The 13,366-nt window shown below is 70.1% G+C and carries 12 protein-coding genes; 2 read left to right on the top strand and 10 right to left on the bottom strand.

Annotated elements, in window-relative coordinates; genetic code table 11:
• Window positions 1-3 precede the first annotated feature (3 nt).
• Genes KV097_RS03030 through KV097_RS03010 form a run of 5 tightly spaced genes read right to left on the bottom strand, consistent with a single transcriptional unit; the run spans window position 4 to window position 4,727 of the window.
• Entirely contained in the window at window positions 4-783 is a 780-nt protein-coding gene (locus KV097_RS03030) for an ABC transporter ATP-binding protein (protein WP_220341856.1), read from the bottom strand.
• Window positions 776-1,531, bottom strand: coding sequence for an ABC transporter ATP-binding protein (locus KV097_RS03025; RefSeq protein ID WP_220365041.1), 756 nt, complete (start codon window positions 1,529-1,531; stop codon window positions 776-778). Before KV097_RS03025 ends, KV097_RS03030 begins: the two co-directional genes overlap by 8 nt.
• Window positions 1,528-2,628: a branched-chain amino acid ABC transporter permease gene (locus KV097_RS03020; protein ID WP_255559067.1), complete on the bottom strand. Its 1,101-nt coding sequence runs from the start codon at window positions 2,626-2,628 to the stop codon at window positions 1,528-1,530. The genes KV097_RS03025 and KV097_RS03020 overlap by 4 nt, the downstream gene beginning before the upstream one ends.
• Window positions 2,612-3,496: a branched-chain amino acid ABC transporter permease gene (locus KV097_RS03015; RefSeq protein WP_220341858.1), complete on the bottom strand. Its 885-nt coding sequence runs from the start codon at window positions 3,494-3,496 to the stop codon at window positions 2,612-2,614. The genes KV097_RS03020 and KV097_RS03015 overlap by 17 nt, the downstream gene beginning before the upstream one ends.
• Before the next feature lie 7 nt (window positions 3,497-3,503).
• Window positions 3,504-4,727, bottom strand: coding sequence for an amino acid ABC transporter substrate-binding protein (locus KV097_RS03010; RefSeq protein WP_220345217.1), 1,224 nt, complete (start codon window positions 4,725-4,727; stop codon window positions 3,504-3,506).
• A 138-nt stretch (window positions 4,728-4,865) separates the two neighbouring features.
• Between KV097_RS03010 and KV097_RS03005 the strand changes: the two genes are divergently transcribed.
• Window positions 4,866-5,897 carry a LacI family DNA-binding transcriptional regulator gene (locus tag KV097_RS03005; RefSeq protein ID WP_220365040.1) on the top strand — a complete coding sequence of 344 codons (1,032 nt, stop codon included), beginning with the start codon at window positions 4,866-4,868 and terminating at the stop codon, window positions 5,895-5,897.
• A 39-nt stretch (window positions 5,898-5,936) separates the two neighbouring features.
• Here the strand turns inward: KV097_RS03005 and KV097_RS03000 are convergent, their stop codons facing one another.
• Window positions 5,937-8,282, bottom strand: a complete 2,346-nt coding sequence (locus tag KV097_RS03000; RefSeq protein ID WP_220365039.1) for a PQQ-dependent sugar dehydrogenase — start codon at window positions 8,280-8,282, stop codon at window positions 5,937-5,939.
• Window positions 8,283-8,585: 303 nt separating this feature from the next.
• Here KV097_RS03000 and KV097_RS02995 point away from each other — a divergent pair, with 303 nt between their 5' ends.
• The gene (locus KV097_RS02995; RefSeq protein ID WP_220365038.1) at window positions 8,586-9,560 is read left to right on the top strand and encodes a ThuA domain-containing protein; all 975 of its coding nucleotides are present in this window, start codon (window positions 8,586-8,588) and stop codon (window positions 9,558-9,560) included.
• 6 nt (window positions 9,561-9,566) lie between these two features.
• Here KV097_RS02995 and KV097_RS02990 read toward each other — a convergent pair whose 3' ends face one another.
• From KV097_RS02990 to KV097_RS02975, 4 genes are read right to left on the bottom strand one after another with little or no spacing between them, the layout of a single operon-like run.
• Window positions 9,567-9,896 (bottom strand): hypothetical protein, encoded by a 330-nt coding sequence (locus tag KV097_RS02990; RefSeq protein WP_220345221.1) that lies wholly within the window; start codon window positions 9,894-9,896, stop codon window positions 9,567-9,569.
• Window positions 9,893-11,350 (bottom strand): wax ester/triacylglycerol synthase family O-acyltransferase, encoded by a 1,458-nt coding sequence (locus tag KV097_RS02985; protein WP_220341864.1) that lies wholly within the window; start codon window positions 11,348-11,350, stop codon window positions 9,893-9,895. The genes KV097_RS02990 and KV097_RS02985 overlap by 4 nt, the downstream gene beginning before the upstream one ends.
• A 9-nt stretch (window positions 11,351-11,359) precedes the next feature.
• Window positions 11,360-12,595, bottom strand: a complete 1,236-nt coding sequence (locus KV097_RS02980) for a hypothetical protein (RefSeq protein ID WP_220365037.1) — start codon at window positions 12,593-12,595, stop codon at window positions 11,360-11,362.
• On the bottom strand, window positions 12,592-13,293 hold the full coding sequence (locus tag KV097_RS02975) for an SAF domain-containing protein (protein WP_220365036.1): 702 nt from the start codon (window positions 13,291-13,293) through the stop codon (window positions 12,592-12,594). Before KV097_RS02975 ends, KV097_RS02980 begins: the two co-directional genes overlap by 4 nt.
• Window positions 13,294-13,366: the final 73 nt, after the last annotated feature.

Raw genomic sequence — 13,366 nt, 5'->3', positions numbered from 1 at the left:
GCTTCACCTGTTCCTGGAGGGATTCGTGGTCGGGACGGACGCCGCCGGAGCAGGATCGCTCGGTCGTCCGCCGAGGTAGAGCGCGCTCAGCTGCGGATCCGCGAGCAGCTCCGGCGCAGGGCCCGAGATGTGGACCCGGCCGAGGTCGAGCACGCAGCCGACGTCGGCCGTCTCGAGCGCACGGCGAGCGTTCTGCTCGACGAGGAGGACAGCGATCCCCGCGTCGCGCATGCGCGCCACCTGGTCGAACACGGTGGCGGTCGTCTTGGGGTCGAGACCCATCGACGGCTCGTCGAGCAGCACCACCTTCGGGCTCACCATCAGTGAGCGCGCGAACTCGACCTGCTTCTGCTGCCCGCCCGAGAGCAGGCCGGCGAGCTGCTTCCAGCGCTCACCGACGATTGGGAAGAGCGACCGGACGAAGGCGACGCGCTCGGCGACCGTGGCCTTGTCGCGCACGGTGAACGCGCCCAGCATGACGTTCTCCTCGACCGTCATCTCCCGGAACACGCTGTGCCCCTGGAGGACATGCGCCAGACCGGAGGCCAGCATCTGCTGCGGACCTCTGCCGGTGACGTCCTCGCCGTCGACGACGATCGAGCCCGACCTCGGCGCGAGCAGACCGCTCGCGACCTTGAGCACGGTCGACTTGCCGGCACCGTTGGGGCCGACCAGGCACACCACCGAACCGGCGGGCACCTTCACGGTGAGGCCGCGGAGGACGAGCGCTGCTCGCCCGTACCCGGCCTCGATGTCATGGAGCTCCAGCAGGTAGTCAGACACCGAGATACGCCTCCAGCACACGAGGATCGGACTGGATCTGGGAGGGAGGTCCCTCGGCGATCGGCCGACCGCGGTCGAACACGATGACGTGGTCGCTCAGGCTCATCACCATCTCCATGTTGTGCTCGACGACGACGAACGTCCGCCCCTCCGCGTTGAGCTCGCGGATGAGGGTGCCGATCCGGCCGATCAGCGCCGGGTTCACCCCGCCCGCCGGCTCGTCGAGCATGATCAGGTCCGGCTCGGCCATCAGGACGCCGGCGAGCTCGAGGAGCTTCTGCTGGCCGTACGAGACGTCGGCGGCCTCGGAGTGCTCGAGGTGGTCGATGCCGACCCGCCGCAGCCAGTGCCGGGCCCGCTCGATCTCGTCGGTGTCGCGCGCGCCCTTGAGCAACGAACGGAGCCCGTGGGTGCGGTGGGCGACCAGGACGTTCTCGAGGACGGTCATGCGGGGGAAGATCCGGCACAGCTGGAAGCTGCGTCCGATCCCGGCGCGGGCGATCCGGTGCGGCGAACGGCCGGTGACGTCGCTCCCGCGGTAGGTCACCGCCCCCGAGTCCGGTCGGATCATGCCCGTGACGCAGTTGAAGAACGTCGTCTTGCCGGACCCGTTGGGACCGATGAGGGCGTTCACCTTGCCCTCGTGGAACGTGACGGTGGCGTCGTCGACGGCCTTGACGCCTCCGAACGCCTTGCTGAGCGAGACCGTGGCGAGGCTCTCGCGGGGAGGTGCGGCAGTGGTGGTCATCGCGTCGCCTTCTCTCGGGGGTACGGCCGCTCGTCGTCGTCCCGCTCGAGCAGCTCCGCGGCGGTCATCTCCCGGATCGAGCTGCGCTCCGGCGTGAAGCGGTCGACGAGCTTCATGCCGGCGGGGATGATCCCGTCGGGCATGAAGAGGACCACGACGGCCAGGAGGAGCCCCGTGGCGACGAGGTGGAACTGCGTGTCCCCGAACTCGAGCTTGAAGTACTCCAGCGCGGTGCCGACGATGAGCGCCCCGAGGAGCGGGCCGTACAGCTGACGGACGCCGCCGAGCAGCGCCATGAGCACCATGTACGAGCCGATCAGGATCGAGAACTGGAACACCGGGTCGAGGTCGCCGAACCACAGCGCGTACATGCCGCCCCCGAGCGCGGTGAAGAACGCCGACACGACGTAGACGACGAGCTTGTAGGCGTAGGTCGGGACGCCGAGCGCCTCCGCCTTGTCCTCGTCCTCGCGGATCGCCTTCAGGCCCATGCCGAACCGGCTGCGGTCGATCAGCCACCAGGCGAGGAGCGTGACCGCGAGGAGCGCCACGAAGAGGTAGAAGAACGTCTCGTGGTGCTGCGGCCGGAGCATGTCGGGGAACGGTCGCGGGACCACGAGGCCGTTGGAGCCACCGGTCAGCGAGCTCCAGCTCTGGAAGACCAGGAGCATGATCAGCACGAGCGCGATCGACACGATCACGAACGACGCGCCCCGCACCCGCAGCGCTGCCCAGCCGACCGGGACGGCGAAGAGAGCGACTCCGACCCCGGCCAGCGCCCACGCGACGAAGCTCGGCATCTCGAGCCGGGTGATCAGCAGTGCCGTCCCGTACGCGCCGAGCCCGAAGAACGCGGCGTGGCCGAGCGAGATGTAGCCGGTGAAGCCACCGACGAAGTTCCAGGAGGTCGAGAGGACCGCATAGCTGAGCACGACGATGCCGGCCGACAGGATGTAGGGGTTGGCCGCCCATCCCGGGAAGGTCAGCAGCGCCGTGGCGCACGCGGCGAACGCGAGGGCCTTGGCGACGAGGGTCCGAGAGACACGGGCCCGAGAAGCGTCGGCCTTAGAAGCGCTGGGCTTAGAAACGCTGGGCAAGACGACCTCCGAAGAATCCTTGCGGACGCAGCATCAGCGTGGCGAAGAGCGCCACGTAGAAGATGGTCTGCGCCCACGTCGTGCCCATCGGGATCTGCAGCAGGCTCTGGCCGATCCCGAGCACCATCGCGGCGATCGCGGCCCCGGGGATGCTCCCCAGCCCGCCGACCACGATGATCGCCATCAGCGGGCCGATCCAGTGCCAGTGCAACGACGGGTAGATGGTGGCGTCGAGCGACAGCGCCGTGCCGCCGATCGCCGCCGTGGCCAGACCGAGGCCGAAGCCGTAGCCGGCGACCCGGTCGGTCTTGATGCCGACCAGCTGGGCGGCGTCCCTGTGCTGGATGGTCGCGCGCAGCGACTGGCCGAAGCGGGTGTGCTTCATGATCACGTACAGCGCGGCGAGCGAGGCGACGGCGAGCCCGAACGTGATCAGCTTGACGACCGCGAAGCGGGCACCGAAGAGCTCGAGGCTCGCACCGCTGTAGTCGAGCTGGATCCGGCGCTGGGTGCCCGAGAACGCGAACCCGAGCAGGCCCTCGATCGTGAGGGCGATCGCGAACGTCAGCAGGACCGACATCATCGTGAGCGTGACCGGGCGGAGCCGGGCCACGAGCAGCCGCTGCATGAGCACGCCGACACCGAAGAACAGCGGGACGGTGATGAAGAGGGAGAACAGCGGGTCGATGCCGGTCTCCCGGTGGAAGTACCACGCGAGGTAGGCAGCGAGGATGAGGAACGCCGAGTGCGCGATCATCACCACACGCATGATCCCGAAGTAGAGCGTGAGCCCGGCCGCCAGGAGGGCGTAGAGCCCTCCCAGCAGCACACCGAGCACCAGGCTCTGGAAGATGAGGGCGCCATCCATCAGGACGTCACCAGGCCGGCTTCGGGAAGACGATGTCGGCTTCCTTGACGTCCTCGGGGAGGACGATCTTGATCTGGCCGTCGACGTACTGCTGGATCATGTGGGCGCCCTGGGGCCTGCCCGCCTCGTCCCAGCTCAACGGTCCGACCACCGTGTCGACCTCGTTGTCACGGAGCCAGTCGATGAGCTCCTTCTGGCAGTCGCCCTGCTCCGCGCAGCCGACCGCCTCGACGGCGGCAGCCACGACCTGGCCGGTGGTGTAGGCGTTGGCCTCGTCCTCGCCGGGCGGGGTGCCGTTGCGCTCGGTGTAGCTCGCGACGAACTCCTTGTTGGTGGGGATCGCCGCCTGCTCCGTGTAACCGGTGGGCGACAGGATGCCCTCCGTCTTCGCACCGATCGCCTCGGGGAACTCGGGATTCGTCGGCGCGGTCGAGAACGCGGCCAGCTTGGGCTGGTAGTCGAGCTGCTGCAGGGCCACGATCAGGTTGACCGCGTCCTGGTACTGCGTGCCCCCGACGACCATGTCGGCGTTGGAGCTCTCGATCTTGGCCGCGATGCTGCTGAAGTCGGTGGTGTTCGGCGGATACTTCTCGTCGACGACGGTCTTGACGCCCGCGGCCTCCATCTTGTCCTTGAGGCCGTACGCGGTGCCCATCGCGAAGGGGTCGTCCATCGCCGCGTACGCCGCGGTCTTGGGCCGCTTGTCCGCAGGCAGGGCCTCGATCCACTCCGCCAGGTAGTTGTAGTGGTCGTCCGCGACGGCAGGGGCCGCGTAGAAGAGGTTGTCGAATCCCTGCTCGAACACCTCGGGCGCCGCGCCGGCGGGCTCGACGAACAGCATCCCGTACTCGTCGGCGACGCGGGCCGCGGGCACGACGAGGCGGGTGGAGAACGGACCGAACACGAGGTCGACCTCGTCCTGCGCGATCAGGGACTCGTAGTCCGCGACGACGCGGTCGGCATTCGACTGGTCGTCGAGGATCTTGAGCTCGACCTTGCGCCCGAGGAGTCCACCGGCGTCGTTGACGTCGGCGGCCCAGGCCTCGTACCCGCGCTGGACGCCCTTGCCGGGCTCGGCGAAGTCACCGGTGAGAGGGAGCGAGACGCCGATGGTGATCGGGCCGTCCTCGTCGCCGCCGGAGTCTCCATCCCCGCCGCAGGCCGTGAGCGCGAGGGTCGCGGCGCCGAGCAAGGCGCCGATTCGGATGATGCTCGTTGTCTTCGTCGACATTGACGCTCCTACGATTCGAGGTCCGCGTGTCCCGGGGGGCCGCCGTAAGCGCTTTCGTAAGCGCTTTCGTAGGATAGACATGGGTGAACGCGTGTGGCAAGAGTCACAGCACTGGTCGTTTCTGAGGGGGACATCCGGATGGCGAGAGTTCGATCCGCGCCGCGGCTCGTCGACGTGGCAGAGCGCGCGGGAGTGTCGCTCGCGACCGCCTCGCGGGCACTGGCCGGCCGCGAGGGCGTGAGTCCGGGCGTGGCCGAGCGGGTCCACCAGGTCGCCGACGCCCTCGGGTACGTCGTCAACGCTCACGCACGCTCCCTCGCGGGCGGGTCGGCGTCGGTGGTCGGGCTGATCGTGCACCAGATCGACGACCCGTACTTCTCCGAGATCGCCGCAGGCGTCATCTCGGTGGCCTACGACAAGGGCATCACGGTCCAGATCTGCCACTCCGCACGCGACCCGGAGAACGAGCTCCGCCAGATCCGCAGCCTGATCGCGAACAACGTGCGGGCCATCATCGTCGCCGGTTCCGGCTACGTCGGTGACGGAGTCGAGGCCGCTGCCGAGCGCGAGCTTGCCGCCTTCCAGGCCAATGGCGGCCGTGTCGCCGTGATCGGCCGGCACGCCCTGCGCGCCGACGCCGTGCTCCCCGACAACGAGGACGCGGGGGCTGCACTCGCCGGGCACCTGGTCGGCCTGGGGCACCGCCGGATCGCGATCGCCGCCGGCACCGTGAACCTCACCACCGTGGTGGACCGCCTCGCGGGGATCGAGCGCGCCCTCGCCGAGAACGGCATCGAGCTCGATGAGCTTTCCCTGGTCGAGGCCGAGTTCACCCGTGACGGAGGCGCGTACGCCGCCGAGCAGATCGTCACGCAGCACCCTGAGACAACCGCGATCATCGCCCTCAACGACGCGATGGCCATCGGGGTCCTCGCCGTCCTGCGCACCCGCGGCGTCGCCGTACCGTCGGAGATGTCGGTGGCCGGGTTCGACGACGTCTCGGTCGCGGCCGACCTCGCCCCGAGCCTGACGACGGTACGCCTGCCGATGACCGACATGGGAGCAGCGGCGCTCGAGATGGCGCTCAAGGATCCGTCGTCACGCCCTCGACGTCGCCACACCGGCCACGAGCTGATGGTCCGGAGCTCGACCGGTCCGGCGCGGGCATGACGGGAGGGCGGCGGGTCGACCGCCGCCCTCCCGGTCACGTCACCGCTCGACGCGACGGAACTGCTGGTTCACCTCCAGCTTCGTCAGGGAGCTGTCGAGGAACATGAGGCTGTCCATGCGGCAGTTGCACGGATTCCGCTCGGAGCCGTCCTGCGGGAAGCTGCCACCGATCTTGATGCCGCGGGGGTTGGTCGCCGACGTCGTCTCCTCCCCCAGTGCGCTGTTGCTCCAGGGATCGTCGGTCCGGGTGTAGAAGCCCGGGATCGGCCTGCCGTTCTTGTAGAGCGCCATCGTGCCGTTGGCGTAGTCGAACGTCGCGGCGAGGTGGACCCACTCACCATGCGGGAGCAGGGTGCGCCAGTCCTCCGACGCGGCGAACGTCTGCGACGCCCCGGTGTCGACGCGGCGTCCGAGGGCGACGAGCCGGAGCTCGCCTCCGACGTCGATAAGCTCGAGGAGGGCACGGACGCCGTGGCCGTCGGAGTTCCCGGCCAGCACGCCGGCCAGCCCGACGGCGTTGTAGCGGTCGTCCGGGGCGGGGGTGTTGGTGTTGAGCGACGGGTTCTCGCCGGTCATCTTGAACCAGCCCATCACCGTGGTTCCCTTGACTCCGTTGAAGCGCGACAAGGACTCCACACCGTCGGCGTCGTCGTCGTACACGCCCGCCTTCCACGCCAGCCGACCGGTCACGGGATCGGCGTTGCGGATCTGGAGCGAGCGCCTGCTGCCCCGGAACGCGCCGTCCTTGACCCGCATGTCGGAGCCGCCGTTGATCAGGTCGATGTCCGTGCCGGACGGACCACGGTCACGCTCGACATCACCGCGAGGGCGCTCGAAGTCGTAGTGCGAGACCAGGTACGGCGACAAGGCCGGGTGCACGTCACGATCACGCGTGATCTTCTTGGTCCCGACGATCTTCCAGATCTTGCCGTTCGCCTTGGCGAGCAGATAGAGCTCGTCGTCGCCGTCACGACCGAGCCGCAGGTCGACACGACGGTCGCCCGCCAGCACCGGCGTCGTCACCTCGTTGCCACGCTCGTCGAACAGCGTGAGCTCGTGGATCTGGGCCGACGGCTTGCCACGCCGCATCTCGCGGTTCTCGGTGTACATCACCCGACCGTCCACGAGGTCGGCGAAGAGGTACTTGTCCCGCAGCTTGGGGACGTCCCCGCCTCGATAGACGAAGCCGCCGCTCACGGCGTGTCCGACGTCGGCACCGCACGGGAAGCCCGGCGGCGGGTTGTGGTCGTACTGAGCGACCGGGTAGGTGTAGCCGTTCTCGGCGTCGTTCTCCGGCAGCGGGTAGAGGTTGCAGCGGTCGGACTTGTCGAACAGGAACGATCCCTCGCGCTCGCTCCAGCCCGCGTTGTCACCGGCGCGGAGATCATAGATCGCCTCGACATCCTTCTCGCCGATGTGGCCGAGGAGCAGCCGATGCCGGCCACCGGTATCCCAGCTGAACCGGTGCGGGTCGCGGAAGCCGTACGCCCAGATCTCGCCGATCGCGCCCGGCGTCCCGACGAACGGGTTGCTGGGCGGGATGCCGTACTTCCCGTTGTCGCTGTCGGAGCCCGCGGGGTCGATCCGCAGCAGCTTGCCCTGGGGTGTCGCCAGTCGCTGCGGCTCGTCGCCGTTGACGCCGACGCCTCCGTCGCCGGCCGCGACGTACAGCAAGCCGTAGTCCTCGTCACCGCGTTCGGCGGTCGGGTTGAACTCGATCTGCTGGATCCCGTGGATCCGGGTCGCGAAGCCGAGACGCAACACCTCGCGGTGCGTGCCGCTGAAGGTGCGCGCCTTGGGATCCGCGGCCGTCCACTCCGTGATGACCCCGTGGAAGGCGGTGTTGGGCTGAGGCGTCAGGTCCGGCGTCTTGGTGGTGAGCGCACCGAACGCCTCGGTGTGGACGGTGTAGAACTTCCCGTTCTTGCGGAACTCGGGGTGATAGGTGACGAAGCCGAACCCGCTGCCCATGCCCGCACCGGAGAAGAAGTCGGGACCGACCTCCGCCTTGACGTCGAGGTACGGCGTCGGCGGGCCGATCGTGCCGCGCTTCCCCCTGCCGCGCGCGAGGTGATAGAGCGTGCCGTTGAGATCGGGGACGGAGAGGCGCCGAGAGCCGTCGGGGATCTCGCCGAGATAGTTGATGCGCGCCTGCCGCATGAGGCGCGGGTCGGTCGGGGCTGGCGTCGGCTCCGACTTGGGGAACTGGGCCACCTCCTTGACCACCAGTCCGAAGTCGGCCATGACCGGCTCAGGGAGGGGGTCGGTGAGAGGTGCGGGAGGTGCGGGATCTGCCGCGCCCGCGCCCGCGGCTGTCGTGGTCGTGGTCATCGTCGCTGCGACCAGTGCGGCCGCGGCGAGGAGACTCCACCTTCGCTGGGTCATTCCATCCACCGTCCGTGTCGTCAGAGGGTTTCTCGGACAGCCCGAGAGCCGGCGGCAGGAATGTGCGTCCTGACGGCCCGGATCCCCGAGAGACGTGCTGGAAGCGCTTTCGTAAACGCTTTCGTGAACGGTAGGCGTATGACGTACGTCACGTCAAGATAGGTTTCCGGCTGACCCAGGCGCCCGCAAGCGGGCCTTGACGGAGGACGGCGGCGAGGAGGATCGTACGGGCCCTGGCGCTCCTGGAAGCGCTTGCGCCGCCCGCTGTGTCGCGGGAGGCTCCGCCGCGTCGAGGGAGATGTCATGAGGATCAGAACTGTCCTGGCGGGCGCCGCCGCCCTGCTCGTGGGTGCCACCGTGCTCGCTGCCTGGCCCTCGACCGCCGACCGGGGCGGGCCGCGCTGGGCGGTCGACGACGACAGCCGCGCCGACTACGGCGTCTGTCGCGGCACCGATCCCGGGTGCTACCACGACTGGGAGACCGCCTTCAAGACCGATGGCGTCGACCGGGTGCTCGTCTACAGCGCCACCGGCGTCTCACGGCACGCACACCTCGGCCGTCGCCTCGCCCCCGGGATGAACCCACCGCTGACCGACGCCCACGTCGCCCAGCAGGCGATGCGCCGCTGGGGTACGGAGCACGGTCTGAGCGTCGACTGGACCGACGACGTGCTCCAGCTCGACTCCCCCGGCAAGCTGCTCCGCTACGACGCTGTCGTGTTCCTCAGCAACTCGCGTGACATCCTCGACGACGCGGCGCAGACCTCCCTGATGCAGTACGTGCGTGCCGGCGGCGGGTTCGTCGCGGTGCACAACACTCTGGGCGCCGAGTACCACTGGCCGTACTTCCAGGGCCTTCTCGGCGGCGCCGCCTTCTATGACCACGGGCCGTCACGCAACGGCCACGTCGAGAAGACGAGCCGTCGCGACGTCTCCGTCGCCGACCTCCCGAAGCGGTTCGTGCTCAAGGACGAGTTCTACAACCTCGCGCCCTTCCCGACGGGGGTCCGCATCCTCGCCGAGGTCGACCCCGACACGCTCGAGGGCGGCGGGAAGGGCTTCAACGGGCACCCGGGGCATCCCGACCAGCACCCGGTCACGTGGTGCCAGTACTACGACGGGGGACGCGCCTGGGTGACCTCGCTCGGCCACGAGGTCGCGCTCTGGCGTGACGGTGACGGCAATGGGGACGCCGACGAGCAGGCACGCCTGTTCAAGACCCACGTCGTCAACGGGCTTCTCAGCACGATGGGCAAGAAGCCCTTCTGCCGGGCGTGATGGACGTCAGGCGCCGATCTGCTCCAGCACGGCGTCGAGCTCCTGCGTTGCATACCACGCCAATTCGTCGCCGACGTGGATCGCGGCGACGTCGCGCAGCGCGACCGGACCGGTCACCTCGCCGTCAGGCCCGGCAGCGGCCTGCATCGCGATCACGAGCACCGACCCCCAGCGCTCCTCCGCGATCTCACCGGCCACCGCCATCGCGTCGTACTCGTCCTGCTCGTCGTCGCTGGCAGCCACCACGCAGGCGTACGCGTCGCCAGGGAGCTCGCCGGTGTCGGCGAGGGACCGCAGGTCCGCAGCCCGAACGGCGAGATAGGCCCGCCGAGTCACGCGGAGCCCTCGCCGGGGCTGGCCGCACGGTCACGACGCCCGGGCGCGCCGCCTCGCGGTGCGCGCACGCGGGTAGGGCTGGCGGTCTCGACCAGCTCGGCGAGGGCGTCCTCGACGCACTGTCCGAGGACGTCGGGCTCGGCCACCGCGGCGCGGTCGGCCACCATCCCGTAGTAGACGCCGCCGGCGTAGGACGTCACCCCGATCGACAGCGTCCGACCCGGGATGAGGGGGATCCCCGGATAGGTCTGGACGATCGGGGATCCGGCGATGAACATCTGCTCCTGGGGCCCGGGCACGTTGGTGACGACCAGGTCGTACGGGTGGTGGTCCTGCGTCTCCGCGACACGCGCACCGACCGCGTGGAAGGTCGTCGGGGCGAAGCCCGGGAGCTCCGCCAGCGTGTTCGCAGCGACCGCCACGCCGGTCTCCCTGTGCGCCTTGAGCGCGTACGAGACCTGGTGCAGGCGGACGACCGGGTTGGTCTCGCCGACGGGCAGCGACACCAGGTGACCGCGGACGGTGGAACCGTACGAGGTGGGAGCGCCGTCCGGGGCGGCGACCGACATCGGGACCATCGCCCGGAGTCGCGTGCTGTCGCTGACCGGCATGGCCTGGTTGAGCATCCATCCACGGATGCCGCCGGCGATCGTGCTCAGCATGACGTCGTTGACCGTGCCGCCGTGCGCGTCGCGGACCAGGCGGTAGTCGTCGAGCCGCGTGCTCACGGTGACGTAGCGGCGGTGTTGGCTGAGCCGTCGGTTGAACGGCCCTGCGGCGTCCGCGGCGACCGGACCGACGACCGGCAGCGTCTGCACGACCTTGCCGACCGCGGACTGGAGGCGGTCGAACCCCGCCGTGACACGGCTCGCGGCGCGCCGAGGACTCAGCGCGGTGTCAATGACCGACCTCGCGACCAGCGACATGCTGCCTGGACCGGCACGGGGGACCCAACCGTCGGGTGGCACGTCACGGTCGCGGGGGGTCTCGTCGAGCAGCACCTGAGCGAGGTCCACCGTCACGGACCCGTCGACCAGCGCCTGGTGCGACTTGATCAGCACCGCGACTCGGCCGTCCTCGAGGCCCTCGATGACGTAGGCCTCCCACAGGGGTCGCGACACGTCGAGACGCCGTGCGATCAACCGGCTGACGAGCTCGCGCAGGGCGGCACTCGTGCCCGGGGCGGGGAGGCCGGAGCGTCGCACGTGGTAGGTCAGGTCGAACGCTTCGTCGTCCACCCACACCGGCGGCCCCACATGACCCGGGACGGTCGCCACCCTTTGTCGGTAGCGAGGGACCAGGCCGATGCGTTCGTTGACGACCCGCACGAGCGTGTCGTAGTCGAAGGTGCGCTCGCCCGGCTCGATCACCGCAAGCGTCATCACCTGGCGCGGCGTCGTGGAGGTCTCCTCGTCGAGGAACGCCGCATCGAGGGCATCGAGACGTCGGGGCACGAGTAGAGGTTACGCCAGTTCGGGGCGGCGGGCGGCGATGCCGCCGCTCAATGTGGACAACGCCGTCCGGAACGCTGACTCCGGTGCTCCCTCGACCGGCGTGTAGCCGTGCACGAGACAGCGGTCGATCGCCGCCGGGTCGTCTGGGAGGAAGGTGGAGGGTCGCAACGTCGTGAAGCGCTCGACCGCGTCGGCGACCTCGCGAGCACTCCAGCCGAGCGTGGCACGCATCCGGTTGACGACGATCTCCGGCTCGATCTTGAACCGTGTGCGGATGTCGAGAACCGCCCGGGCCAGCCGTGCCAGACCCACCGGATCGGGGTTGCCCACGACGAGCACACGGTCGGCGACCACGAGCGTGTGCCGGGTGACGGCCGTCCGCCGCGGTGCGGCTGAGTCGAACGCCTGCTCCTCGACGTCGTCCACCGCGAACCCGAGGTCGACGACCACCTCGTCGGCGAGCTCCCGTGCGGTCTCGAGCACCGCCTCGTACGCCGCGGCCCGCAGGCTCGGCCACCGGTCAGCGCGTGGCAGGCCGGTGAGGACGGCCAGGTCGGGACCGATCCAGCGCAGAGATGCGGTCAGGGCAGCCGGGGTGAGCGTGCCCGCGTTGGCCTCGCGCGTGGATGCGAGCAGACCGCTCACCTCGTCGAGCAGTGCGAGCGCCACGGCCTGCGTGCCGCCGTCGACGTCGGCGTCGACCAGCACCGTCCGTCTCCCCGTGGCGGCCATCTCCGCGGCGAGCCCGCGAGCGACCGTGCTCCGCCCCGGCGCACCCGCCGGTCCCCACACGGCCGTCACGACGCCGTCGCGAGGGACACCGGCTGCGGGTCGGATCGCGTCGTCCCGCCGTGACGGTGCGGGCCGGAGCCCGTGCTCGGCACCCGGGGTGCGCGCTGTCGCGGCAAGGTGCGCGACCGTCGAGAGACGCGTCCACGGCAGCACGGAGTCGATGCCGAGTGCGGCGGCACGACGCTCGGCGTCGGGACTCGAGGCTGCGTCGTCGACGACCGCGACCACGAGGACGTCGGTGCCCGTGACGCGGCGGACGGCGTCGGCGTCCAGCCCGGCGAGACCGAGGGACACGAGCGCGACACCGACCGCGCCGCTCGCCGCTGTCGCCACGGCGTCGGCCACGTCCACGCAGCGGCGTACGACCTCGATCCCGTCCGCCTCGACGGCAGCGGCCACCAGGTCGGCCTCCCAGGGTTCGCCACCCGCGGCGATCAGGACGGGAACGCTCACGCGGACGGCCCCATCCGCCGTACGAGCGTGGCGCTCCCTCCCGCGAGCGCCGCCAGCGCCCGCGGGAGCACCTCGCCGCGTTCGTCCTCGACGAGGACGACCACGCTCCGCACCGAACCCTCGCCGAAGGCGCTGCCGTCACCGTGCACCGCGACTACCGCGACGTCGTCGATGACGCGGCGGGCGGCCTCCGACCTCGTCCCGGCGCTCGGCTGCTCTGCGGCGACCCAGACGTCAACCCGGTGGCCGGGGCCGAGGTCGGCGGGCATCGCGGTCCCGGTGACCTGCAATGGCACCTCAACGCCACTCACCACGGTCTCGCCCGCCACGGCCGCGACCGGAACGAGCTCGCCGGCCGCGAGGTCGCGTGCCCATGCCGCCCCCGAGAGCCGGTCAGACAGCGAATCGGTGTCCGGCTCGTCCAGGTAGGCCCCGGCGGCAACCCGATCGAGCCGGACATCGACCCGCTCGAGGTCTCCTGGTCGCACGGGCTCGCCGGCGCGAACGTCGGCCGAGACCGCCCACACCTCCGTGGTCTTGGCGACGTTGGTGACGAGCAGACCGCCCAGCAGCATGCAGACGGCGACAAGCGCGGCCCCGGTCACCGCACGGGGGTGGGTCCAGCGGGGTCGGTGAAGGCGGCGGGCGTCGGTGTGCGGCGTCGCCGAGGCTGACGACCCCGGCAGGAGCGTGGGCATGCGCCTATTGATGCCGCAAAGGAGTCCGATCCGTCCACCCTCTGTCCACAGATCGACGGTGCGGCCGCGACCT

This window comes from Mumia sp. zg.B17, from assembly GCF_019550915.1.
Classification (GTDB): Bacteria; Actinomycetota; Actinomycetes; order Propionibacteriales; family Nocardioidaceae; genus Mumia.
Note: the sequence above shows the minus strand (reverse complement) of the source record. Positions and strands in the feature narration are given on the sequence as shown.